The sequence below is a fragment of the Lysinibacillus pakistanensis genome, from assembly GCF_030123245.1.
Lineage (GTDB): Bacteria > Bacillota > Bacilli > Bacillales_A > Planococcaceae > Lysinibacillus > Lysinibacillus pakistanensis.
On the sequence record NZ_CP126101.1, the window covers coordinates 1,553,318 to 1,579,054 of the forward strand.

The 25,737-nt window shown below is 33.5% G+C and carries 23 protein-coding genes, 1 pseudogene and 1 riboswitch; of the genes and pseudogenes, 17 read left to right on the top strand and 7 right to left on the bottom strand.

Annotation, left to right across the window (positions count from 1 at the left end; all coding sequences use genetic code 11):
• Positions 1 to 160 precede the first annotated feature (160 nt).
• The gene (locus QNH24_RS07330; RefSeq protein ID WP_283871422.1) at positions 161 to 433 is read left to right on the top strand and encodes a hypothetical protein; all 273 of its coding nucleotides are present in this window, start codon (positions 161 to 163) and stop codon (positions 431 to 433) included.
• Between the two features lie 9 nt (positions 434 to 442).
• Positions 443 to 922 carry a hypothetical protein gene (locus QNH24_RS07335; protein WP_283871423.1) on the top strand — a complete coding sequence of 160 codons (480 nt, stop codon included), beginning with the start codon at positions 443 to 445 and terminating at the stop codon, positions 920 to 922.
• A 153-nt stretch (positions 923 to 1,075) separates the two neighbouring features.
• Here QNH24_RS07335 and QNH24_RS07340 read toward each other — a convergent pair whose 3' ends face one another.
• The 5 genes and pseudogenes from QNH24_RS07340 to QNH24_RS07360 form a co-directional block, all read right to left on the bottom strand.
• Complete coding sequence (locus QNH24_RS07340) at positions 1,076 to 2,356, bottom strand: hypothetical protein (RefSeq protein WP_283871424.1); 1,281 nt, start codon at positions 2,354 to 2,356, stop codon at positions 1,076 to 1,078.
• An 839-nt stretch (positions 2,357 to 3,195) separates the two neighbouring features.
• On the bottom strand, positions 3,196 to 4,245 hold the full coding sequence (locus QNH24_RS07345) for a 2,3-butanediol dehydrogenase (protein WP_283871425.1): 1,050 nt from the start codon (positions 4,243 to 4,245) through the stop codon (positions 3,196 to 3,198).
• Between the two features lie 143 nt (positions 4,246 to 4,388).
• Positions 4,389 to 4,988 carry a nitroreductase family protein gene (locus QNH24_RS07350; protein ID WP_283871426.1) on the bottom strand — a complete coding sequence of 200 codons (600 nt, stop codon included), beginning with the start codon at positions 4,986 to 4,988 and terminating at the stop codon, positions 4,389 to 4,391.
• 616 nt (positions 4,989 to 5,604) lie between these two features.
• Entirely contained in the window at positions 5,605 to 6,372 is a 768-nt protein-coding gene (locus QNH24_RS07355) for a TerC family protein (protein ID WP_283871427.1), read from the bottom strand.
• An 815-nt stretch (positions 6,373 to 7,187) separates the two neighbouring features.
• Positions 7,188 to 7,487: pseudogene (locus tag QNH24_RS07360) on the bottom strand (transposase); the annotation flags it as partial.
• Positions 7,488 to 7,980: 493 nt separating this feature from the next.
• Between QNH24_RS07360 and QNH24_RS07365 the strand changes: the two are divergent.
• From QNH24_RS07365 to QNH24_RS07420, 12 genes are all read left to right on the top strand, one after another.
• Positions 7,981 to 8,592 carry a TetR/AcrR family transcriptional regulator gene (locus QNH24_RS07365; RefSeq protein ID WP_283871429.1) on the top strand — a complete coding sequence of 204 codons (612 nt, stop codon included), beginning with the start codon at positions 7,981 to 7,983 and terminating at the stop codon, positions 8,590 to 8,592.
• A gap of 15 nt (positions 8,593 to 8,607) precedes the next feature.
• Positions 8,608 to 9,315: an ABC transporter ATP-binding protein gene (locus QNH24_RS07370; protein ID WP_283871430.1), complete on the top strand. Its 708-nt coding sequence runs from the start codon at positions 8,608 to 8,610 to the stop codon at positions 9,313 to 9,315.
• Positions 9,315 to 11,045, top strand: coding sequence for an FtsX-like permease family protein (locus QNH24_RS07375; protein WP_283871431.1), 1,731 nt, complete (start codon positions 9,315 to 9,317; stop codon positions 11,043 to 11,045). Before QNH24_RS07370 ends, QNH24_RS07375 begins: the two co-directional genes overlap by 1 nt.
• A 300-nt stretch (positions 11,046 to 11,345) precedes the next feature.
• The gene (locus tag QNH24_RS07380; RefSeq protein ID WP_283871432.1) at positions 11,346 to 12,506 is read left to right on the top strand and encodes a sensor histidine kinase; all 1,161 of its coding nucleotides are present in this window, start codon (positions 11,346 to 11,348) and stop codon (positions 12,504 to 12,506) included.
• 2 nt (positions 12,507 to 12,508) lie between these two features.
• Positions 12,509 to 13,186 carry a response regulator transcription factor gene (locus QNH24_RS07385; RefSeq protein ID WP_283871433.1) on the top strand — a complete coding sequence of 226 codons (678 nt, stop codon included), beginning with the start codon at positions 12,509 to 12,511 and terminating at the stop codon, positions 13,184 to 13,186.
• 374 nt (positions 13,187 to 13,560) lie between these two features.
• Positions 13,561 to 14,577 carry an alpha/beta hydrolase gene (locus tag QNH24_RS07390; protein ID WP_283871434.1) on the top strand — a complete coding sequence of 339 codons (1,017 nt, stop codon included), beginning with the start codon at positions 13,561 to 13,563 and terminating at the stop codon, positions 14,575 to 14,577.
• A gap of 625 nt (positions 14,578 to 15,202) precedes the next feature.
• A riboswitch (cobalamin riboswitch) is annotated at positions 15,203 to 15,380 on the top strand.
• Positions 15,381 to 15,500: 120 nt separating this feature from the next.
• Entirely contained in the window at positions 15,501 to 15,725 is a 225-nt protein-coding gene (locus tag QNH24_RS07395) for a glutaredoxin family protein (protein ID WP_283871435.1), read from the top strand.
• Positions 15,722 to 16,081 (top strand): class Ib ribonucleoside-diphosphate reductase assembly flavoprotein NrdI, encoded by a 360-nt coding sequence (nrdI, locus tag QNH24_RS07400; protein ID WP_283871436.1) that lies wholly within the window; start codon positions 15,722 to 15,724, stop codon positions 16,079 to 16,081. Before QNH24_RS07395 ends, nrdI begins: the two co-directional genes overlap by 4 nt.
• On the top strand, positions 16,078 to 18,171 hold the full coding sequence (gene nrdE, locus QNH24_RS07405; protein WP_283871437.1) for a class 1b ribonucleoside-diphosphate reductase subunit alpha: 2,094 nt from the start codon (positions 16,078 to 16,080) through the stop codon (positions 18,169 to 18,171). The genes nrdI and nrdE overlap by 4 nt, the downstream gene beginning before the upstream one ends.
• On the top strand, positions 18,159 to 19,127 hold the full coding sequence (nrdF, locus tag QNH24_RS07410) for a class 1b ribonucleoside-diphosphate reductase subunit beta (RefSeq protein ID WP_283871438.1): 969 nt from the start codon (positions 18,159 to 18,161) through the stop codon (positions 19,125 to 19,127). Before nrdE ends, nrdF begins: the two co-directional genes overlap by 13 nt.
• Before the next feature lie 12 nt (positions 19,128 to 19,139).
• Positions 19,140 to 19,577 (top strand): dUTP diphosphatase, encoded by a 438-nt coding sequence (gene dut / locus QNH24_RS07415; RefSeq protein ID WP_054771183.1) that lies wholly within the window; start codon positions 19,140 to 19,142, stop codon positions 19,575 to 19,577.
• A 476-nt stretch (positions 19,578 to 20,053) separates the two neighbouring features.
• Positions 20,054 to 20,875, top strand: coding sequence for a DUF817 domain-containing protein (locus QNH24_RS07420; protein ID WP_283871439.1), 822 nt, complete (start codon positions 20,054 to 20,056; stop codon positions 20,873 to 20,875).
• Positions 20,876 to 21,042: 167 nt separating this feature from the next.
• Here the strand turns inward: QNH24_RS07420 and QNH24_RS07425 are convergent, their stop codons facing one another.
• Together QNH24_RS07425 and QNH24_RS07430 are read right to left on the bottom strand one after the other, a co-directional pair.
• Positions 21,043 to 21,993: a LysR family transcriptional regulator gene (locus QNH24_RS07425; RefSeq protein WP_283871440.1), complete on the bottom strand. Its 951-nt coding sequence runs from the start codon at positions 21,991 to 21,993 to the stop codon at positions 21,043 to 21,045.
• A gap of 338 nt (positions 21,994 to 22,331) precedes the next feature.
• A complete protein-coding gene (locus QNH24_RS07430; RefSeq protein ID WP_283871441.1) occupies positions 22,332 to 22,961 on the bottom strand; it encodes a YczE/YyaS/YitT family protein in 630 nt (209 codons plus the stop codon).
• A 113-nt stretch (positions 22,962 to 23,074) separates the two neighbouring features.
• Between QNH24_RS07430 and QNH24_RS07435 the strand changes: the two genes are divergently transcribed.
• The 3 genes from QNH24_RS07435 to QNH24_RS07445 all read left to right on the top strand — a co-directional run bounded on the left by QNH24_RS07435 (position 23,075) and on the right by QNH24_RS07445 (position 25,737).
• The gene (locus QNH24_RS07435; protein ID WP_283871442.1) at positions 23,075 to 23,527 is read left to right on the top strand and encodes a MarR family winged helix-turn-helix transcriptional regulator; all 453 of its coding nucleotides are present in this window, start codon (positions 23,075 to 23,077) and stop codon (positions 23,525 to 23,527) included.
• Between the two features lie 225 nt (positions 23,528 to 23,752).
• Positions 23,753 to 24,271, top strand: a complete 519-nt coding sequence (paiA, locus tag QNH24_RS07440; protein WP_283871443.1) for a spermidine/spermine N(1)-acetyltransferase — start codon at positions 23,753 to 23,755, stop codon at positions 24,269 to 24,271.
• Positions 24,272 to 25,185: 914 nt separating this feature from the next.
• The gene (locus tag QNH24_RS07445) at positions 25,186 to 25,737 is read left to right on the top strand and encodes a hypothetical protein (RefSeq protein WP_283871444.1); all 552 of its coding nucleotides are present in this window, start codon (positions 25,186 to 25,188) and stop codon (positions 25,735 to 25,737) included.

Here is a 25,737-nt window from a genome sequence, read left to right on the forward strand (position 1 = left end):
CTTTAGATAATTGCTTGGAGTGGGAGAGAAGTAAAATTATGTTATGGGAAAACACGCTACTTTTGTTGGATTTTTAACATTCGTTGGTAGAGTATTAGATTACTAGTATATAATATTAAAATGTTAGTTTTCTAAAATAAAACTGCGTAGGGGGAGAATAATGAAAAAATTATTTAGTGTGTTACTAGCAGCATTTTTATTTGCAGTAGTAAATCCAACAAAATCAGAAGCAAAAGTGATGTATGATGGAGCAGAAGTTGTAAAAGGTCAAACCGGAAAAATGACCTTTAAAAAAGACATTAAGGTATACAAGAAAAATCCAGATGGTACATTTGATTCGTTGATGGTTAAGCGAAATAACTTCTTTAAAACGTATGATATTGAGAAATATGATGGCAAAACATTTTATCAAATGGGGCAATATCGGGTATAAGCAACGGATTTGGTAGTTTTCAAAGAAGTACCAATAAAAATTCGCTCATCTTTCTACAACAATCCAACTTATATTGTTATCAATCGTGATGGTATTTATAATATGGGATATTACGGGAAATACTTCCAAGATGGTGGTATTGGTGGTATTTCTTTCTTGGATACAAATAATGGACAACTGCTGAAGTTTTCCGAGAGCTATGGGGGTGAAGGGTTATGGTATGATAAATATCCTGGTACAGATCTTAAAATCGCTGAGACAATATCGAGAGAAAGCAATGTACGTTTTGAATTAACAAAAGATGCAGGTGGGAAAAGCACTCCCTTAAATGAAGCGAAACCTTTAACAATGTATGCAAAGGGAAGCATTGTTATCTCACTAGATACTGAAATTAATGGTTATCTATATGTACGCAACGGCTTGGAAGGAAATGAAGAACAATTTATTTGGCTTCCAGTAGATTTATTAAAGCCAGTTGGAGATAAGTGATAGATTATGAATTATATATAGCTCTCTTATTTATAAGGGGGCTATTTTTTATGGTTTGTTGACATGCGGATAGGATGTTTATCGATGTCACGGGCTTTAAGCGGCATAAATTAAAAAGACCACTCCGTGATGGGGGGGCATAATTGATGTGTCTTATATAGGTGGAAGAGTCCCGCCTCCAACCCAAATTGCTGTAATTTGCCCAAGAGCTGTTAAGGTTGCTGTACTGCCCCCAATTGCATTGCCAAACAAACTGCCCACAGAGCCGGCTAAGGAAATGCCTGAGAAGCCAGAGCCATCTAACCCAGTAATGGCACCGACGACTGCTAAAGTGATGACTGCGATTTCCTTTGTTAACGGAACTACTGCAGCAAGACCAACACCGAGATCATTGACAATGCCATGTGAGGTAGCGGGTAAATGGTCTCCAATAATTTGTGTGAAGCCGGCATCTCCAAGATAGAAGAAAGCGGCAATTGGAATAACGGGCCCAAAAACCTTAAAGCCGAATTGGAATCCTTGAATCAAATAGCTTGTAGTCTTTTCTAGCCCTTCTTTTTTATGTGCAACAACACTAAGCAGAAGTAAGATGAAAACAGAGGTCCCACCGATTAAGGCTGTAGCATCCCCACCTTGTAGCTTGAAAACCGACATAGCGATAACATCTACTATAAAGGCGATTGGAATAAGCAAGGCAAAGAAACGTTTTTGCCCAACAGACAGTAAATTTTTCACCGTTGCTTGTTCCGTATTTTCAGCTGTGTCATTGGCAGTGTTTAGTAGCAAAGTCCCTCGTCTCATATCTCGTCTTAAAAAAATATAAGCAGTAATTGTCGTTACTACGCCCATGGTGATAACGAGAGGGATACTAGCTGAAACAACTTCACCGACTGGAATCCCCGCTGCATCAGCAGTAAGCTTTGGAGCCCCTTGTATAACAAAATCGCTTGATAGTGCAATTCCATGTCCAAATAAATTCATAGCCATCGCAACTCCTAGTGCTGGTAAGCCAGCTCGAATCGCAACAGGCAACAGAACCGCCCCTAACAGAGCTACTGCAGGTGATGGCCAGAAAAACCAGGAGATTAACATCATTAAAAGACCAATCGTCCAATAGGCTAGAGTAGGAGTTTTAATGAATTTTGTAAAAGGAGCAATCATGACCTCATTAATGCCAGCAGTCATCATCACCCGGCTCATGGCAACAATAATAGAAATAATGAGAATGGTTGATAACAGCTCTGTAATGGCATAAATAAAGCTATTAAAAACACCACTAATGGATAAAGTTAAATCGCCAGTAGCAACAATCGCAAGCATGAAGATGCCTAGTACACAAATGAGGGTGGTATCGTGACGTTTAACCATAAATCCAATGATAAGCACAATAAAAACAACGTAAATCCAATGGAGAGCTGTGAATTCAATCCCCATATGTTTCCCCCTCAATATTCGATCTGATTCTATAGAATATGAAGAGAAAAAAAGTTGGTGATGATTTTGAAAAATTTTGTTTAAGTAGAAAGGTAGTATAAATGGATAATTGAAAAAGTATCAATAATGTAAATGAAAGTTATTTCTGAAGGGTTTGGTGCAAAAAAACATAACCAAATGCTGACATTTGTATTTTTTACCTATTAGTACATTTGGAAGAAGTATGAATTTTTACTTTTACTCTTCTGTAGTCATTTGTTTATAGTAATTCTAAACCTATTATACGAAAAACCTATCATCAATTACCTTTCAGATAAAACAATAGCCGTGTCCAACGGGGATTGAATAAAGGAGAAGCTATGAAATGCACTAGCTCAAGGAGAATACCTATTTAATAGGAAAGAATCACACTTTTAGAATCTCTTCGACCACTACAAACAACTTAACAGTAAAAAGTCGATTATCCCTTAACGTACAGGAGATTGGCCTTTTATATGTAAAAAATCGCTTAGCGTATGAAATTCACATTTTGTTGAAGCTATCCCTATATAGAATTCAGATGGTTTTGAACTTTACTTAGTTATGCAAGTTCATCCTTTCTGGTTTGTCAGTTCGAGATTTTGCGTCCGACTTCCTTCAGATTTCATGTCACTATGGACACCCTTGTCTTTCGCTAACAGTTCCTACTGCGTAGTCTGTAGTGGATTTTCACCACCTAGTTGTTGCGCATGCCAAGGACACATTAAAAGGGCACGTTTTGAAATAATTTCAGAACATGCCCAATACTATTTTTTATGCGGCTACTATAGTAGGAAATCTAATCTTTCAATGGTAAATAACTATTCAGCTTTTACCAAAATTTTAATATGATTTCTTTCTTTTAATAGTCCTTCGAAACCTTCTTCTATTACTTGATCGAGTTTAATGCGTTTCGTCACTAATTTATCAGCAGCGAAGTATCCTTGTGCCATTAAATTAATAACAGCTGGGAAAACATCACGGTATCCAATAATACCAGTAAGATTACGCTCTCTTAGCACAAGATCTTGTGGATGAATTGGTGCTTCTTTTTCGAAGATACTAACAACCATAGTTTCACCGTTAAATTTTGTAGAGTGGATGGCCTGTTTTAATACTGGCGGAACACCAGTAACTTCAAATGCAACATCAACGCCACCATTTGTAAGTTTTTGAATTTGCTCTACCGCATCACCAGTAGCGGGATCAATTGCAATTGCACCAAATTCTGCCGCTTTTTCTCTACGTTGCTCAGATAATTCCACAGCATAGATTTCAGATGCACCAGCAGCTTTTAATGCTTCAATTACTAGTAGACCGATTGGACCTGTACCAAATACAGCTGCTTTATCGCCTACTTTTAATTTACTTTGTTTTACTGCGTGAAGTGCTACCGCAGATGGTTCAACAAGTGCCCCTTGTTCATATGAAACACCTTCTGGTAATTTGTGTAGCATGTGCTCTGGAACAGAAGTGAATTCAGAGAAACCACCGCCGCCTCCAGCAAGACCATAGAAGCCCATTTTTTCGCAAAGATTGTATAACCCTTGTTTACAAGGCTCACATTCACCGCAATTATAGATTGGCTCTACTGCAACACGATCACCAACTTGTACTGTCGTTACACCTTCGCCAACTTCTACAACTTGTCCTGAGAATTCATGTCCCATAACAATTGGTGCTTTATCGCCAGTTAAAGGATGTGGTTGATCTGCTGGTATAAAGATAGGACCTGCTGTATATTCGTGTAAATCACTACCACAAATACCGCACCATTCAACTTTAAGTTTTACTTCGCCTTTTTTTGCAGAAGGCTCTTCAATATTTTCTAATCGTAAATCTTTAGCGTTGTGCCATCTTAATGCTTTCATTATATTGCATCTCCTAACGATAAAATCTATTACAAATCTATTATAGTACTATAATACAAATAGGGGAACTATAATATCTTATTCGAAATTATTAGATTCTTTAATCATTCTGAATAGTGTTTTCTTTCTACTACTCAAAATAATTATTTATAAAACTTTACACGACCTTCCAGTGGTTGGAACTCTTTTTCACCTGGTTGTGCGATTGGATTACCAAACGGCATTTGCGCAATTAATTTCCAGTCTTCAGAAATATTCCATTCCTTTTTCACTTCATCATCAATTAACGGATTATAGTGTTGTACAGAGACTCCTAGTCCTTCTGCCTCTAAACCAGCCCATACTACTAACTGATGCATCCCTGATGCTTGGTTAGACCAGATTGGGAAGTTATCAGCATAAGAAGGGAATTGCCCTTGAAGAGATTTAATGATTGACTCATCTTCGAAGAATAATACTGTCCCGTATCCTGATTTAAATGAATCCATTCTTTGTTGAGTTCCTGTGAAATCTCCCTCTCCAACTACATTACGTAAAATGTCAGTTGTAATATTCCATAATTTATCATGAGCTTCACCTGTTAATACTACTAAACGAGCAGTTTGCGAGTTGAAAGCTGAAGGTGTATGCTGAACAGCAAATTCAACAATTTCCTTAATTCTCTCATCAGATACTTGTACATCTTTATTAATTCCATAGTAAGAGCGTCTTTCTTTTAATGCAGAATAAAATTCAATTGCCATAATGTTTGTTCCTCCTAGTAATTCCTAAAATGTTGAGGTTTCAATATATCTTAATATGATGCTACTAATTGTAATCAGTCATTCTGTCAAAATGATAGACAGTACAAGTGAACAGTCAATTAAATATCTCTATTCAATATATCTCGATCTCGAGGTAATTTTATTACAAATATATTTTCAAAGTCAAAGCCTATGCTCACTAATATTTCAAAAGCTCCAAACTATTTACAAGTACTTAAGATAATCTTGAAAAAACAATGTCAAAATCCCCATGAAAATGAAATAATAAAATCATAATAAGAAAACAATTTTATAATTTGTTTTTAGTATTTAAAAGCTTCTGTCAGATTTATATGCGAATAACAATTTGCTGTAGGTGTTGAACTAGATGAGTTGCTACAATAATAGAATCTTTCGTTTCCTGTGGTTAAGCACACCATGTCAAAAATTTTTATTGTAAACGCGCAAAAACTGAAGGAGCAATTTAAACCATAATTGCTCCCATCTATTGGAATAAAAAATATGCTCATAACCCTAAATGCAAACTTTTTAAACTAATCTCTCGTTAACTCAATATAGAAAAACTGCTCAAGAAACGAGCTTTAATTGATAACTTCTACCCATTTAGTTTTGACTTATTGCTAGGTGCAAACCATCCGATTAAGGCAATCCCTACTAAAACTCCATAGAAAATCATAGTCCAGAGGGTACTGTGAGGGAAGTGATGATCTAAAATGCCTATATCCTTGTGGGCAAGAGTTATAATAGCTAGTTTGACACCAACCCATGCAACTATTGCATATGCTGTTGTTTCTAATGCTGGACGTTTTTCAAGTAGTTGTACAAACCAAGTTGCTGCGAATTTGATTAGGACTAGTCCAGCAATTCCTCCAAGAACAACAACAATAAATTGCCCTCCATCCATGCCTCCAAAATCATCTAGGGGAGAATCGGGAAGACCAAGAGCTAGAGCAACTGCAGCAAGTATTGAATCGATTGCAAAAGCAAGGTCCGCTAAAGCAATCTTGCCAACAGTTGGACCGAAACCTTTACCAGCAACTTTTTTTTCATCGTCCTTATGAATATTCTTATTTCCTTTCCCAAACAGTGCCTTAATGACATGTTTTAATCCGAGATAAAGAAGATAGGCTGCTCCTATTGCTTGGATCTGCCATATATTCGCAATAAAGGAAATTGCAAAAAGTGCAGCAAATCGGAAAACGAAAGCCAAAATGATTCCGTAATTTATAGCTCTTTTTTTCTGTTCTTCGGGTAAATGCTTGGCAATAACTGCAAGTACTAGAGCATTGTCTGCCGATAATAATCCTTCTAATCCTATTAGAATTAATAATGCCCAGGCATACTCTAACCATATTGAATCCATCTAATAATAATCCCCAATCTTTTTTTAATATAATTACAGGTAAAATATTCCTAAAAATAAAAAAACCCCAATTAGCCAGTTGGGTATTATTGGAAATATTGCTAAAGAACCAAATGCTTTCATAGTTGAAGAGTATACTTTTATTATGACCATTTTTACGTTATCCTAAGCGTTCAATTTAATAGGACTACTTTATGTTCCTTTTATAATAAATGCAGAGCTTGTTCTGGAATTTCGTCCTTTATATGAATATGATTTCAATCTTCGAATTCACAATTTATTCGAATAACAAAATCTTCTAATTTAAATGTCTTTCATTGTCCCAATTCAAAAATACAATTAAATTAGTATAAAAACTTAGAATATGACATTAAGCACAATTTATGATATAAAAATCGTTTATTTATTCATAAATGTGAAAGGGGATAAACAAATTCTTTTGGGATTATGTATTTACTTTATCTTTGTAACAAAGATAAAGTAAAAAGCTAATGTCGGAGTCTGCTATGGTATATATGCAAATTAGAGGTAACTGCTATTGAATTAAGATGGAGTCTATTGTTTGAACATTGTGAGTATTATCTAATAAAATATTGGTTTGAAAATTTAGAGAAATAGAAATAACCAGGGTACTCAATCATGAAAGAGAACTCTGGTTATTTCTAAGGTAGAAAATGCACCAATTCCAAAAGAGAAGCATAGGGGCAAAACGCTTGAAGATATTCTTGAGGATTTGGATATGAGAGATTTATTAAACTAAAAATTAAAAAAGAGAAGTCTAACTTGGTAGTGACCCCTTAAAGTTAGAGTTTTATTTATGCAGCTAATTGGCTGGCATGAGTTCGGTATTTTACCGGGCTCATGCCGGCTAATTTTTGTTTAATTCGATCGTTATTATAGTAATCGATATACTTCTCTATTTTCTTCTTTAATGCTTCATAGGAGATTAATTCTTCTCCGTAATAAATTTCTTGTTTGAGTAAGCCAAAAAAGTTCTCCATGGTCGCATTGTCTGCACAGGTTGCTTTACGAGACATGCTTTGGAAAATCTTGTTTCGCTTTAATGTTATCACCCATAGATGATGTTGATAATGTCAGCCCTGATCTGAGTGAATCGTTGTACGGTATTGGGCATGTTCTTGAATAATTGGGAGTGCTTGTTTAGTCTATTACGAAATCAAGTGTAGGGCGTTTAGACATACTAAAGCCCAGTATTTCAACGTTATATAAATCCATAATCGGACTTAAATAGAGTTTTTCGTTGTTTGTACATTTGAATTCTGTTACGTCTGTCACGAGTTTTTGTAAGAAGTACGTTGTATGGAAACGGCGGTTTAATCGATTCCTCCAAGACCTCTTGATTCCTGAGATACAATAAATAACTCAATACTTCCTTGGGACTTCTTTTCCTTGCATCATGTCATTTTTTATCTTTAATTAATCCATGAATATTAAACGCCTCATTAATTAATTGCTTTATGTGTTCATAATCTTTTCTCTCAAGACTTCTATATTTTACTGTACACAAGATTTTCTTCTTTACTTTATAAGAAAAATATGTAAATATATAAATAAACCGTCGGTCGGTTTATTTATAGGAGGTATATGATGGCAAGAACAAAAAAGAACTTTGAACATAAAAAAAGCGATTTATTAATTCAAATATGGGAGGTTCTTATGCAATATGGTTATGAGAAAATGACACTACCCATTATTATCAAGGAATTGGGCATATCAAGAGGGGCTTTTTATCATTATTTTCAGTCAAAAGAAGAATGTGTAGACGAAGCTGTTAAATTGTTTGTTGAAAATGCGGTAGTGGAATTAAAGGCTAAGGATAACAAGACATTATCCGCAGATGTAAGGCTTAAAATGGCAGTTCAAAATAGTATTAATCTCTTTCATCAAAATCAAGAGCAAAATAGGACTATTAATCAACCAGAAAATGCTATATTCCATCAAAAACTAATGATAGGTCTAACTAAATATCTTTCCCCATATTTTGCAGAGATCATTGAACAGGGAGTGGAGGAAAAATTTTTTCACACGTACTATCCCTTAGAAATGGCCGAAATGTTCTTGACATTATCAAATTTTTATTTAGACAAAGATTTATTTCATTGGGATACAGAAACCATTCCACATAAAATAACAGCCTATGAAGAATTGTTAAATAAAGGATTAGGAACAACAAAATACATTGGCTTTTTTACTGAATAAAAAGGAGATGGATAAATGGAAACTGTTTTAAAAATACAAGGTGTAAGCAAAAATTTTAATGATTTTGATACAGTTTTACATGAAATTAACCTTTCATTTTTCGCCCAAACTTTTAATGTAATACTCGGACAAAGTGGTTGTGGAAAATCAACGCTCATCAATATCATGTCAGGACTAATGAAGCCAACAAGAGGAAATGTTTATTATAAGGATTTAGATATTTCCCATGCAGAACAGAAGGAGATAATTGAATTAAGACGCTATAAATTCAGTAATATTTTTCAAGATTATTTACTATTATCGGAATTAACTGTAAGGGAAAATATTGAATTAGGAAAAACAGGGAGAGCTCATGATTTAGAATACAGCGAACTTACTGAAAGGCTAGGAATAGAAACATTAGCAGAGCGATTTCCAAATGAGTTATCTGGTGGACAACAACAACGAGTCTCTATTGCACGAGCAATGATTAAAAATCCAGAAATCTTGTTTTGTGATGAAGCAACAGGAGCTTTGGACGAAACTAACAGCAAACTTGTTGTGGATTATTTAAAGGAATTAAATAAAACTTATGGTACTATTATTATTTTTTCTACACACAATCTTAAAATTTCCACAGTTGCTGACCGTATTATCACAATGAAGGATGGTCTTATTGAGGACGATTATCAAAATCCTTTTCCTCAGCCCACTTTTAGAAATGATATTAGGAGATTTCCATAATGAGTAGCGTATATAAACAAATATATAAGAGTTTACTTTATGAAAAAGCAACTGTATCTGTGTTATTTTTTTTGAGCTGTTTAGGCTCTTTTATGTACTTTTTTGTTCAAGTATCTATAGATGGAAATCTAACACATCTGACTTATAAAAAAGCAATGGCACTAACAATTAATAGTTCAGAAAAAGAGTTTTTGATTGCATTACATTCTAATCAAATTTTAGCAACTACTTTTTTAATAATTCTTTCATTGATTGCAGCATTTGCATTTTACATGTTTTATAAAAAATATTACCGAAATCATATAAAAGAAATTGGTTGTTATAAGGCATTCGGGTATTCAAATAAACAGATAATTGTAGTTGTATTTTTTATTACTAGTAGCCTTTCTTTTATTGCCTTAATAGTTGGTTTTGTATTGGGGTGGATTTTTTCTGATGTATTATTGCAGTTATATCGTTCATCTTTCGACATAGAATTACTTCATAAGGGGATTTTTCCTTCAAATATAGGAATAGGCTTCCTATTTATTGTAGTATTATCTGGGATAATGGCGATAGTGCCGTATTACAAATTTTTGAAATTGGAACCTTCTTCATTATTACGTAATTTTCCTGAAGAACATCAAAATAAATGGGAAGTCTTCATTAACCATAAACTATCACATGTAGCTCCAGTCAAATATCGGAGTTCCCTCCGTATGATTTTACGTAAGCCATTTACAGTTGCATTGATATTCCTGTCAGTTGGTTTTTTTACGGTTTTATGGATTATAAGTATTTCACTTAACTTCAGCAGTCAATATATTTTTGAAACCCAGACCCTTGGTAGGTCCTACAAATATGATATCCAATTGGATGACTATCAGCCATACCATCCTTTAAAAGGAGATAGTACTTTCTATTTAAGTAGTGAAGTTGGTATTTCGTGGAAAGAAAATGTGATTAATCAACAAGCAATTGGATTTCATAAAAAACCGAATTTGTTTCAATTGTATACATTAGATAACAAGGAGCTTTTCTTACCAAAAGATAAAGAAGTGTATATTAATGAGGCTTTATCTGAGCTCTATGGAATACGACAAAATGATTTTATCGATATACTGGTAAATAATAAAAACTATACAGTAAAAGTTGCTGCTATTGTGAAAAATGCAGAGATTAATACTATTTATCTTTCTGAAACCCAACTAGCAAGGATCTTATCCCTAAATGAGCCAATCTATAACGGTGTACTATCAAATACTATTCCAAAAGAATACCAGAATGAATTAATAATAACTGAAAAGGAACGTTTAGCTTTATTACAAAAGAATAATGTTTCTAATAGAATAAGTGCAGTTATCAATCAACTATTAGGTTGTGTTACTGGCTGTTTGCTTCTTTATCTTGTCATACTGCTAAATTTTCAAGAATGCACAAGAAATATTCTTATTTTAAATATGCTAGGGTATACTGCAAAATCTATTAACAAAATGCTAATCAGTATTTATAAACCTCTAATGAATGTTGCATTTGTAATCATGCTACCATTAAGTATTATTGTTTGTCAGTTCATACAAAAAAAACTTTCGATAGAAACAGGTGATTACATTCCGTTTCAAACTAATTTGATTATAATTGGAGGTATTTGGTTGTTGCTAAATCTACTTTATCATCTTATCCAACTTAGGTTTAACAACAAAGTTGCCAATATTCAAACTACAGAACAGACTAAAAAATATATCATGTAACACAGCAATCTTTCTGTAAGTAAAATGATGTGAAATTAGCAGGAAAGCGAAAGGAAGCAAAGAATGAAAAAAATAATGTAATATTACTTTGTAATCATCGCGTCCATTCAATAACTTCTAACTGACCTGCATCGTGCAGGCCTAAGGACAATTCAAAATCCGGACACATTGTTTATCTGTGCGAAAGCGAAGCGGCTGCTACAATTACAACCAAGGCGTAATTGATTATCACCAAGAATGATTTGTAAATATTTATTTATAGGAATGATGGTCTACACACCGAAGATAGGGGAATAAAATATGAAAGCAATAAAAGATCAAAGGAAATGGCATTGGTTGGACTATTTTTTATTTCTTATGCGTACGATATGGTTTACATTTAATGGCTATGCGATATTCATTAGTACGATTGGTTCAGAAAAGTGGATTTTACTTTTATGGGCTAGTTGTTCTTATATAATACCCCATCTATTTTACCGACCTGGGCTTATAAAGTTCCAATATTATATAATGACCGAGGTGTTGTTAACTGGTTCTTTGTTTATTTACTTATCAAGTCAGCATGAAATAGCAGTGACTTATAGTTTTCTACTCGTGCCTATCCTAACTGTTGCCTATGCTTGTCAAGTTAAGCCATTAATTTGGTTAGGTCCTTTTTTAGTAGTTGGTACCTGGGCCGGCAGTCTTTTCATTAATAAGGATTTCTTTGCACTTTTAATAGACACAATTATTTTTTATGGGATTGGGTTTTGCCTAGGAAGAATGACTATTGTCAATAACGCTAATAAAGAGTTAATTGCCTCTATTGAGGAAAAAAATAAGCATCTGGAATACTATTCAAAAAGGATTGAGGAACTGACGATTAGGGAGGAACGAAATCGAGTTTCACAAGATTTGCATGATACCGTCGGCCATATTTTTACATCAGTCATAACCAGTTTAGATGCCCTTCCTTTTCTATATCAGGCAGATAAAAAAGAAGCAGAAAAAAGTATAAAAGAGATTTCGGATTTAGCACGAAATGGATTGAATGATGTGAGAAAAACAATTCATCATATGTCGCCAATGAATCATCAAACACTTGTTGAATCGGTGCAAGAATTGATTGCTGATTTTATGAAACATACAGCAACAGATATTAAGCTGAATGTTGAAGGGAAAGCTATCAAAGTTAGTGAAAGAGTAAAGTTTGTAATTATTCGTTGTATACAAGAAGGGCTTACAAATGCGAAAAGACATGGTCAGTCAACTTTTATTAAGGTAAATATTTCGTTTAAACAAGAAGAATTAATTGTTCTTATTGAAGATAATGGGAATGGTTGTGATGAATTGAATTTAGGATTTGGATTACGCTCAATGAAAGATCGAATATCGGCATTAGCAGGAACAGTTAATTTTCATTCTAAATCCAATAATGGCATGAGAATAACGTGCAACATACCAATAGCAAAGGAAGTTTAATGATGGTGATTAAAGCGGCAATAGTTGAAGATCAAGAGATTTTAAGAAAAAGCTTAAAAATTGTGATTGAAAGTATGTCTGACATTGAGATTGTTGGTACTGCGGAAAATGGAGAAAAAGCAATTGATTTATGCGAAATGGAAAGCCTTGATATTCTATTAATGGATATTCAAATGCCAGTGATGGATGGTGTAAAGGCAACAGATGAAATAAAAAAACGTTGGCCGCATATAAAAGTGATAATACTGACTACTTTCCAGGACGTTACTCACGTTTTGGATGCTTTAAACGCCGGTGCAGATGGTTATATATTAAAGGCTGTTGATCCAGAATTTTTAATTCAGGGAATTAAAATGGTGTATCATGGAGGTTCCCTCATTCCTCAACAATTAGCAAAAGAGGTGTTTGGTCAGATACAAATAAAGAAAAACGAGCATCCAGAACAACTTGACGATAACCTTATAAATCATCCATATGATTTAAATAATCAAGAGTTAAGGGTTTTAAAATATTTAACCCAAGGACTATCCAATAAAGACATTTCAGAAATGATGTATCTTTCAATTGGAACTGTAAAAAATTATATTTCTATCATTTATTCGAAATTAAACGTTAGAAATAGATCTTCAGCTATTATTAAAGCAATGGAAGAGAGTCTTATAGCAGATAAGAAACATTGAAGTAAAAGAGTGTAGATAAAGTTCAACTGACTTTGTCTACGCTCTTTTTTATATTATCAGATTTAAATTCATGGCAAAAGCCACTTATTTTTAAAGAAGTAATATGTATTAGCCAAAGGTCAAAAAATGTCGTTTTTTTATTGACTTTTTATTGACTTGCTGGCACTACAGCATATTACCTTTCATTTGTAGAGTAATAAATAAGGAGGTAAAAATACACAAGCTTAAATCCATTTCAATTAATACTAATTTTATATCCCAAAAATAGGTTTAGTGCAATAAGGATTTCTAAAAAATAGCCTCACAATCATTTAAAAGCATGTATTGGATCATAAATTAAATTTACATTAGCAGAAAGGAATTAATAGAATTAGATGAAAAATATAAAGAGAATATTAAAATATATTGGAGTAATTATTATATTAATACTGTTATTAGTACTTTTTCGCCCTACATGGACTTCGAATATAAAAGGGGATAACAGTATTAGCGTTTTAGAACAAGTTAAGATTAATGGTACAAAACAGCAAATCATGATTAGGGGTCGTGATCAAAATAACCCGGTCATTATATATGTACACGGGGGACCGAGTGTGTCCGAAATTCCTTATGCCAAGTACGAAGACTTATTAGAAAAGGATTTCACTGTTGTTAATTACGATCAAAGAGGAAGCGGCAAATCGTATCATTTTAATGAGGATTATTCTAACTTAACGGCAGATGTACTTGTAGATGATTTATTAGAACTTACGGATTATATTTCAAAACGATTTGGTAAAGAGAAAGTGATCTTAATAGGTCATTCTTACGGCACATATTTAGGAACAATGGCTGCTTATAAGGCTCCAGAAAAATATGAAGCCTATATTGGAATTGGTCAGGTGAGTAATATGCAAGAAAGTGAAATAGATAATTTGAATTATACAATAAGTGAAGCGAAAAAAGTCGGAAATACAGAAGATGTGAAGTACTTAGAGGGAATCGCTGAAAAAATACATGCTGGAGAGTCAGTGGCTCCAAGAGGTTATGTAGGGAAGTACGGCGGCGCTACAAGACTTATTAATATGTCAGATGGCGATATACTATTAAGTCGTGAATATAATTTGTTGGATTTTATTCGCTATAACAATGGAGTAGCTAAGACACAAGCACAACTTGTTAAAGAGATTTTTGATAAGCCACTACCTATGATAGTTACCAAACTTGAGTTACCCTTTTATTTTGTAATGGGTAAATACGACGCTATGACTTCATATAATGCAGCAAAAAATTATTTTGATGTAATGGAAGCGGATAAAAAAGAATTTATTTCTTTTGAGCAATCAGCTCATTATCCACTGTTTGAAGAGAAGGAAAAATTTTATAGATGGATGTGTGACACATTTAAATAGGGCAGCTTAAATACATGCCTAAAATCTGGAATGAAAATACTTTTCCTAACAAATAGAATTTACTACAAATGGAAAAATGATAATTTAAAGAGTAAAGAGGCTAATAGTTTCTTTTGTAGTTCGAAAAATGGTAAAGTGAAGGAAGTCTATGATAGAGAACATAAAATGCTCCGGACGCCTGAATTTAATAAGGAACTATCTTTATTTATTGGCTAGAATAATATGTAAGGTTTTATTAACAATCAAAAGTTTAACAGTCTATTATTCTTCGGAATAAGGACTGTTTTTATGTAAAGAATTATTGTATTAGCTTGTGCCTATATTTTTGATGTTATATTCCAAAAAAGTATATACATAATTACTTCTTGCAAAGAAAGGCAGGAAAATGACTTTAACCTTTAACATTAGTTGATTAAGGAAATACATAGTGTTACTACTTTCATAAAAATAATTCTTTATCAGGAAATAGGGAGGCGTTCGTTTTATGGCGTTAATAACTATTTATCCTCTTGCTTAATATCATTTTGCGGAAAATATCGAATAATCTTACTATTAAGAAGTCTCTAATCTAGATTTACTTTTATTTTGAAGGATGGTACACTTAGTTCTATCGGAAAACAATATATTGTGTTTGTTTTATTAAGGTACTACTATATGTAGTTTAATAGGGAAGTTCGGTGCAATACCGACGCTGTCCCCGCAACTGTAAAGCTGACGATGATTTAAGCCACTGTGCTTTCGCATGGGAAGGAAATCAGAGAATGAAGCAAAGCCAGGAGACCTGCCTATATAAAACACAACAATCATTTCTTCGGGGATTAAGGAGTGGGGACGTAGCTATTTTTATGTGTTTTTAACGTTTCCATTTTAGGCTATCTCTCTTTGAAGAGATAGCTTTTTATTTTATGAAAAGAGGGATTTATATGAAACTTTATACAAAAACAATTTGTCCTAAATGTCTTTGGGTAAAATCTGAATTACATCGAGTAGGAATTGAAGCGGAAATTGTAAATATTGATCATGATGAAAAAGCAAAGCAAACTATTATAGATGCAGGCTTTTTAAGCGTGCCAGTACTTGAATATAATGAGACATTTATAGGAGATGCTAAGGAAATTGTTTCTCAAATCGAGCTGATTTCACTATGATTATTTATGCTAGTCGTACAGGTAATGTCCGAAATGTTGTCTCAAAATTAAAGGGGAAATCAATGGAGCTGTCTGAGGAATTACTGTTGAGTGAGCCCTACCTTTTAATAACATACACAGACGGATTAGGTGATATCCCTGCAAAGGTAGCTCGTTTTTTAGAACAAAACGGGAATTACTGTAAGGGAGTAGTTGTAAGCGGCAACAGTAATTTCGGACATACAGTATTTGGCGCTGCTGGCGAGAAAATTGCAGCAAAGTATCATGTGCCTCTAGTGCGTAAATTAGATTTACGAGGAAATCAAACTGATTATGATGCAATACAAACGTTTTATGAAATGAGGGTCATCGCGTGAAAACATATTTAAAGCTTAATAATGATGTACTGAATCGTTATAGTACAACAGGTCAATTAGAGTTAGAAAAGGATCGAGAAGCAACACGCCGCTACTTTTTAGAATATGTAAACGTGCGTCTACGTTACTTTATTGATATTGAAGAAAAAATCCGTTATTTAGTCGATGAGGGTTATTATGAAAAAGCATTTATCGATATGTATGAGATGGAATTTATTAAAAAGCTATACAAAAAGGCATATGATTATCATTTCCGTTTCCCATCCTTTATGAGTGCAAGTAAATTTTACGATAGTTATGCCATGAAGAGTCGTGATGGGGAAGAAATTTTAGAAAAATATGAGGACCGTATTGTTATTATTGCTTTGTACTTAGCACAAGGCGACACAATATTAGCAGAACGCTCTGTTGAAGCGATGATGGAAGCGTATCAGCCGGCAACTCCAACGGCATTAAATAGTGGAAAGAAAGCACGTGGAGAACTAGTAAGCTGCTTTAAATTATCAATGGATGACTCTATGAATAGTATTGCTGAAAATATAGGGTATTGTTTGGAGCTATCACGCCTTGGTGGTGGAGTTGGAGTAAACTTAACAGATTTACGTCCTTTAGGAGATCCAATTAAAGAAATTCTAAATCGTGCAAGTGGTGTAATCCCAGTAGCAAAACTATTAGAAAATTCTTTCAGTTATTCCAATCAGCTTGGACAACGAAATGGCTCGGGCGTAGTCTATCTAAATATTTTTCATGCTGATATAGAAAATTTTATTTCATCCAAAAAACCAAATGCTGATGATAAAATTCGTCTCGCAACTCTATCAACAGGCATTATAATACCAAGTATTTTCTTTGAACTTATGAAACGTGATAAAGATATTGTATTGTTTAGTCCTTATGATATTTTTAAAGAATATGGTAAACGTATGTCTGAAATTTCAATTACAGAAATGTATTACGAGTTGCTAGATAATCAGAAAATTCGTAAAATTAAGCGCTTGAATGCACGTAAGCTTTATACAGAGGTAAAAAAAGCGCAATTTGAATCGGGCTATCCATTTGAAATTTTTGATGATAATGTCAATAACGTGCATCCGCTTAAAAATATTGGTCGTGTGAAAATGTCAAATTTATGTACAGAAATCTTGCAAGTTCAAGAAACAAGTATTATTACTGACCAAGATGTGCCGAATGAATATGGGCTAGATGTATCCTGTAACTTAGGTTCAATTGATATCCATGCAGCAAGCAAAGTAAATAATTTTGAAACATTAATCGATACAGCTATGCATCTATTAACAAATGTGTCACAAATGACGAATATCAAGAATGTACCACCTGTTGCAAAAGCAAATAAATTAATGCATTCAGTAGGGCTTGGTTGTATGAATCTCCACGGTCATCTTGTTACTGAGGGAATCATGTATGGCTCTAAGGATTCCGTTGATTTTATGGACTATTTTATGGAGGCGATGAATTATTATTCACTCAAATCTTCAATGGTGATGGCAAAAGAAAGAGGCGAAACATTCTACCGATTTGAGGAAAGTGATTATGCTTCAGGTATTTACTTTAATCAATATATAAATAAAACAGAGGATGAGCTGTCACCTGCTGTCCTAAAAGCGCTTGGAAATATTCCGATCATAACAGCAAAAATGTGGGAGAATTTAAAGCAGGATGTTATGCAATATGGATTATTTCATTCATATCGTTTGGCCATTGCACCTACTGGAAGTATTTCTTACATCCGTAGCTGTACGGCTTCTATTGCTCCTTGTACAGAGCGCGTAGAGGTACGTGATTATGCGGATAGCCGAACAATTTATCCAATGCCACATTTAACAAATGAAAACAGTCATTTATATGTAGAAGCATACGATATTGATCCATATGACTTAATCGATTTATATGCAGCCTCTCAAAAACATGTTGACCAAGGCATTTCGATGACGCTTTATGTAACTGACAATTGGACTACAGAACAATTAGCGAAAGTATACATTTATGCATGGACAAAGGGAATTAAGTCCGTTTACTATGTTCGCCAACGTTTACAAAGCTTAGAGGAGTGTGTAGCATGTCAAATATAATATATGAGGCAGTCAATTGGAATAAGGCAACTAGTGAACTTGCACAAATATTTTGGGACCAGCAATGGAAGCAAATTTGGTTTCCTGAAGAAATTGCGGTCAGCAAAGATATTAAACAGTGGAAAAGCTTTGAGCATCAAGACACGTATAAAAAAGTGTTCGCAGGATTAACGTTACTGGATACCGTCCAAACAAATATAGGGATGAATCGTGTGGCCGCTTATACAGACGATTTACAGGAGAAGGCGGTCCTAACTGTTTTTGATGCATTTGAGGCCATCCATGCTAAATCCTATTCTTATATTTTCACAACGCTTTGTACAAACGAAGAAATAGATGAGCTATTTGAATGGGTTAAGAAAAATGAGTTTCTGCAATATAAGGCCAATAAAATTGCAGACATTTATAATAGTATTGAAGAAAACAATCCAGAAAGCTTATGGAAAGCGATGTTCTCTTCCGTTATGCTTGAATCTTTCCTTTTCTATTCTGGCTTTTTCTACCCGCTATACTTAGGAGGACAAGGCTTCCTACGAAACAGTGCTGAAATTATTTCGCTTATTTTACGCGACGAATCCATCCATGGTGTCGCAGTTGGATTTTTTGCTCAAAATCTATTCAAGAAATTTTCAAAAGAAAAACAAGAAGAGCTACATTTATGGGGCTATGAATTATTACTAGATTTATATCAAAATGAAATGAAATATACGGATGATATTTATGCGGAAACAGGATTATCTCCTGAAGTCAAAGCCTATGTACGCTATAATGCTAATAAAGCGTTAATGAATGTCGGCTTTGAATCAATGTTCCCAGAAGAAGAAGTCAATCCGATTGTTATGAATGGTATTCGTAATGAAGGCTCCACATATGACTTCTTTTCACAAAAGGGCTCGACTTATGCAAAGGCAAAAGTAGCACCGATTACAGACGACACATTTAATTTTAATCGTTAAGGATGAAAAATAATGAACTTAGACGTAAAAATCAAAAGAATACATGCTGATGCAATGCTTCCGATGCAGGCCAATCCAGGTGATGCTGGAATGGATCTTTATTCAATTGAGGCAGCAGAGATACCAGCAGGACAAGCTAAACTAATTAAAACAGGCTTACAAATTGAATTACCAAAAGGAACGGAAGCTCAAATTCGTCCAAGAAGCGGACTAGCATTAAAACATAGTATAACAGTTCTAAATAGTCCTGGTACAATTGATGAAGGCTACAGAGGCGAAATAGGCGTTATCTTAATCAATCATGGTAAAGAAGCATTTATAGTAGAAAAGTCAATGCGTATCGCGCAAATGGTCATTCAGCTTGTGCCAACAATTCAACTACTAGAAGTAAATGAATTATCGCCTACTGTTCGTGGAACGTCTGGGTTTGGGGCGAGTGGTGTAAAATAAGGTTATTTAAATTTTGAAAGAAATTCTATAACTGAAAAGGAATTAGGTTCGGTATAAATACTGAACTTAATTCTTTTTTCATTGACATCATAAACAATGCAACCATCTAGCATCGATAAAATATAAATAGCAGATGGTTACATCGTACTATAGGCTACTGAACGTCACATGTGATTTAGAAGAACAACATAAATTTTATAAGGATACCTGTTTTCATAGTTTGTTGAAATTATTAAAATAGCAGAAGTGAGTTTATCACCCGATAGTTAGATAAGAAATCTAACTATCGGGTTTTTTATGACGTATGTAAGTATTACCACCAATGAAGAAAAGAAAAGACGTTTTTCGCATATTTTAGTTCCAAGATGCAGCCTAATTAATTTGTTGATTATCAATAAAAATATATTGATTTTTGATAAAATATTTTATATTCTTCTAACAAGAGTTTGAAGTTAGTCTTATTGAGGTGAATGAATTTGAAGTGTTTTTTTAAAGATATAGCTTACTTTATTTATCATCAATCATTATCTTGTATTTTCCCTGTTGTTATATTTATGACACTTGCACTTTCAAACGCAATCCAAATACCTGGCGTATCAAGATACGACTTTATATTAATCATTTGTCTTTTTGCACAATATCTTATGTATAAATTTAAATTGGAATCAAAAGATGAATTGAAAGTTATTTTTCTATTACATATGATTGGGCTTGTACTAGAAATATATAAAGTGAATTTTAACTCTTGGTCATATCCAGAAGAAACGTGGACAAAAATTTGGGGTGTGCCTTTATATAGTGGTTTTATGTATGCCAGTGTGGCAAGCTATATTTGTCAAGCCTGGCGCAGGTTTGATTTAGCAATCGTTAACTGGCCAAAGAGTTATTTTGCAATCCCACTTGGAGCCATGATCTACTTAAATTTTTTTACCCATCATTTTATTTATGATTTTCGATGGCTTTTAATGGCTGCTCTTTTTATTGTATTCTACCGTACAATTGTCAAATTTACAGTGCGCAAAAAAATTTATAAAATGCCGATCGTTATATCATTCTTTTTAATTGGATTTTTCATTTGGGTAGCCGAAAATATTGCAACGTTCTTTGGGGCATGGTCTTATCCCAATCAAGAAATTTCATGGGAAATCGTCCATTTTGGTAAAATAAGCTCTTGGTTTTTACTTGTTGTGATAAGCATCATGATTGTTGCGCAGCTTAAATTATTCTATCGAAATAATTATCTATTGAAAATCTTATGCTTTTCATGTTGTCGAAAAATTATTAGGTCAATGACATGAAGAGATGGCTGTCAGCTTTCGCACAATTATCTTGCACCCTTAGAGAAGGCTGGTAATCATTGCATACCACATTTTATTAGAAGAGGCACTTATCTGTTCAACTTGCAAAGACAAAATCAAAATCCACTTCATTCAGCAAATATGCTAAGTACAGTGGATTATGATTGTTATGGAGACTTTAATAACGTTTGAATTAACCATTTACTCTTTTCTGAAATGGACAATCCTGTTTTTTCAAGTCCCTCTACCATAAGGTGAATAAAAGCTTTCGCAGCAAAATTAATAAATTTATCTTTTCTATAAAGAAGTACAATTTCTCTTGTTAATGGAGGATTGCATATAGGGCGCTCACAAATTGCAGTCGATGGATGTAAATTACAAAGTGTTTTGGAAATAATTGTTGCCCCAACATTTTGTTCTACTAATTTAAAAATAGCGTCTATACTTGCTGTCTCTATCTTAGGCTTGACATGAAGCTTTTCTTTATGAGCTGCACGATCAATTACTTTTCTACATTGGTGAATTGTTGGAAATAATATAAGTGGGAGCTCTAAAATATCCTGAAAAGGTATTGTATTAGAAGCTGCTAATGGATGATTGCTATGAGCAACAAACCGTAGTTCCTCTGTAAATAAGGGAATGATTTTAAGCTGCTCCTCCTCATAATCGAAATACTCTTGTTTATAGGAAATAGCAAAATCAATTTTATTGTCTTTAAATTGTTTTAGCACATCATCCGAGCTATTTATGCAGACTTGCACATCTGGATATTCCAGATGATAGTCTAACAAATAATCCGACACTAAATTTGTTAATTCACCAGGTAAAGTTCCAATAACTAATTTCCCTGCTTTTACCTCCTTAAGCTCAATAATTTGGTTTGTTGTATTGTCAATGGCTCGAAATATATGGGTACATTGCTCATACAAAATTTTACCAGCATCTGTAATAGCTATTTTTTTCCCTAGACGATCGAAAAGTGGGATGCCAAGTTCATTTTCTAATACTTTAATTTGATGGCTTAACGTAGGCTGAGAAATATTCAATTTTTCGGCAGCCTTTGTAAAATGAAGCTCCCTACACAGTATTAAAAAATACTCAAGCTGTCGTATTTCCATATACGTACCTTCTTTTATCTTTATTCAGCAGAATACTTCCACCTCTAAAGGTGGTGAGATGAATGTGGTTTTTTCCTATTCAGTGGCGTGCAAACGTCCTCTGAAATAGCAGAACTCAGTCTAAGAGCGCCACGTCCTGTGGCAACGACTGAGTGACCAACATCATGCTGGCCCAAAGCCCCTGGTGGATGTCACGGATTTTGAAGAGGAGCTTTTCGAGCTAGCTCAAAAAAATCCGGACGCAATTACGCTGGGACGTAATTGATTAAATAAATTTCTTCTATTATAGCACTATTCATTTAGAGAAATGTATTAAAGTATGGAGGAACTTACGTTATCTAATCATTAGGATCATTTGGTAATGTACTAGCGTAACTAAAAATGTGTTCGAAAGCTTTCTTAGTAACTGGCATAAAATAATTTAGTAATAGTCCTCCAAAACAAACGGTTAATAAAGTTCCAATGCCGATTGGTCCATGTAAAATCATTGCCATTATTAAGAATACAAGGTAAATAAATGTCCTTGCCAAAAATATATTGGTTCTAGTTAATTTTTGGATGATGAATGTTAATCGGTCTACGGGGATTGGAGCAAAATTTGTTTGCAAATAAGTTGCCGTTCCCAAACTGATAACTACTAAGCCGATACTAAAATAGACAATTTTGCTGTACCATAACTCGGGTGTTACAAAATTGTGCAATAAGAGCAGCCACATATCAATTCCTATACCCGTGATCAATGCTGTTAGCAACCCCAAAACTTCTGGCCTTTGTTTTTGTAAAAGTGAATTACAACCTACTATTATTAAAGCGATTATTACCTCCCAGCTACCCACCGTAAGTCCTACACTTTTGGACAGCCCTACTAATAGGGCATCAAAAGGTGAGGTCCCTAAATCTGATTGTATTGTCAAAGAAATACCCAAGGTTAATAGTAATATTCCTACTACATAAAAGATATATTTCATTGCTCTTTACCTCTTTATCCTTACTCTTTTTGTTGTAAATACAACAAAAATCGGTTATATTAAATATATCCCTTTTTTATTGTATTTACAACAAAAAATGTGAGGAGATAGTGATGAAAGAAATCCTACGAGAGATTGGAATGATTGCTAGGGCATTAGATTCTATAAGTAATATAGAATTTAAAGAATTAGACCTTACAAAAGGACAATATTTGTACCTTGTTCGAATATGTGAAAACCCGGGAATCATTCAAGAAAAGTTAGCTGAGATGATTAAAGTAGATCGAACAACCGCAGCCCGTGCAATAAAACAGCTGGAGGTTCATGGTTTTGTTGAAAAAAAAGATGATGAACACAACAAAAAAATAAAAAAACTCTTTCCAACAGATAAGGGAAAACAGGTATTTCCATTTATAAAAAGGGAAAATGATCATTCAAATCGTGTCGCATTAGCGGGACTTTCAGAAAGTGAAGGAGAAGTCCTTTTTCAACTTCTCCAAAAAGTTAGAAAAAATATAGAAATTGATTGGGAATTTGTAAAAAAGGGGAACAAGAGAAATTATTAATTTTATCTTCATTCAGCAAATGTTCTTTGTAGCGGAAACATAGTGGTAAAAACACACCTACTGAATTGAATAAAGATAAAGCCTATACCGCGGATATCACGGATTTTCAAAGGAATGAATTGTGTGCACAATTCAAAATCTGGACGCATTGTTTATCTGTAGCGAAAGCAAAGCGGCAGCTACAATTACGCCAAGGTAAAATTGAACTATAGGGGTTGATCGTAAATGACTATAAAAATAAATAAGTGCAATCAACAAAATCTACAATTACTTCAAGAAATAAGTATTGAAACGTTCAATGATACATTTAAAGATCAGAATTCAGCCGCAAATATGAAGGCTTATTTGGAAAGAGCCTTTAGCCTTAAACAATTGGAAAAAGAATTGTCTTCGATTTCTTCGAATTTCTTTTTCATCTATTATAATGAAGAGCCTGCTGGATATTTAAAGATAAATATAAATGATGCCCAATCCGAAAAAATGGGTGATGAGTCACTTGAAATTGAAAGGATTTATATTAGAAATAAATTTCAAGGTAAAGGGCTTGGAAAATATCTAATCAATAAAGCGATAGAACTGGCTATTGAACAAAACAAAAAGATGATTTGGCTAGGAGTTTGGGAAAGGAATGATAATGCCATTGGTTTTTATAAAAAGTTGGGTTTTGTCCAAACTGGCGCACATTCTTTTTATATGGGGGATGAGGAGCAGATTGATATTATCATGTCCAAAACACTGAAATAGCTTTAATACGTAAATTTTAATAAAATGGTTTGTTGTCCCGTTGCTTAATAGCTGGCGACAATTCAGAACTTCAAATAGAAGCATGCTTTCATTTAGGCATGCTTTTCTTTATTGTTTCATTAAGTGCAAGCTTATCAAACAATGAAGTCAAATAGGAGGTTTAGGTAATTAATAAATTTCGTAATGCTAGGGAGGCCATTTAATAAAAAGATGGTGTTTCCTCACTTATAACCTTCAACAATTATTTTTCTTAAATGGTGAAAATAATAATGAATTTTTAGAGATGTTAAATGCCTTTTTTAAGCTTATTATTTGATTGCTGTTTTTTTGAACTATTTTAAGTATTTGCAAAATAATAGGATTTTGTATGTTGACGACAATATAAATATGTAGTAATGTATATAATATAACAATTCAATACATATTATGGTAATTAATATATTTATTTGTAAAATAAGAATAATTTATGGTAATCCCACGATTTGTACGAAATAGAAATGAAGTTAATTTGAAGTAATTGGAGAATCAATCATCCTGTAAAATCGAATAATTGTTTTTTAGAAAATAGTGCAGAAAAATTCAGTTATAGGAAGCATTGAATAGAAATTTTTAGTAACTATTTCGAATAAAAATTTAGTTGAAGGACTTGTCTAGGTAAAAGAGCTTAAATAAAAGAAAAATTTTTGGAAGCTATATATTGGTCTAGTAGCTTATTAATAGGAAATAAAACGGAGGGTTCTCTCACCCTAACTGTTCCTAGTGAAGAGTAAGTAAATTTCATTATTGGTACACCTTTCACAAAAAGTTAAGTATTAATGGACAATCTGATTTTTAAAATTTGTGCTATTCATTTGTATCAATTAAATATTAATCATTGTATTAATATAAAAATAATAAAAAAGGAGAATCGTATTATGAAAAAATTAGCTTCATTTTTCTCAATTTTCGCATTGTTTTTAGTGTTGATTATGCCACAAAGTGCAGCCGCAGCTACTACTTATAACGCTGGCGCAAGTTCACCATCTACTATTTATGCTTATAGCCTCAATCAATGGTCTGAAGATGGTTTTTGGGATTTAAGAAATATAAACTCTATACCTGATACAGCCGTTGTGACAGCAGCTAAATTAAATTGGAGTATTTGCACAAGCTGTGGGATGAATTATAATACGACTTCTGTAGGTCTGTTTGTTCAAAATGGTTCTGGTGATTGGATGGACTCAGGTTTTTACAACTATAACTTTGGTGGTCAACCTGTAAAACAAATATGGTTTACTAGCTTTAAATCAACGAAATTTAATAGTTTTGGATATATTCAACCTAATTTAACTATATTATGGGAAGATTCTGCAAGTGCGAAATCTGGTTCATTTATGTTAAATGAATCACCTAATGGAATTCTTGCTGATAAAGATAACCTTGTTGAAAAACAAGAAGTAACGTTGGTTAATTTAGAGGAGGAATAA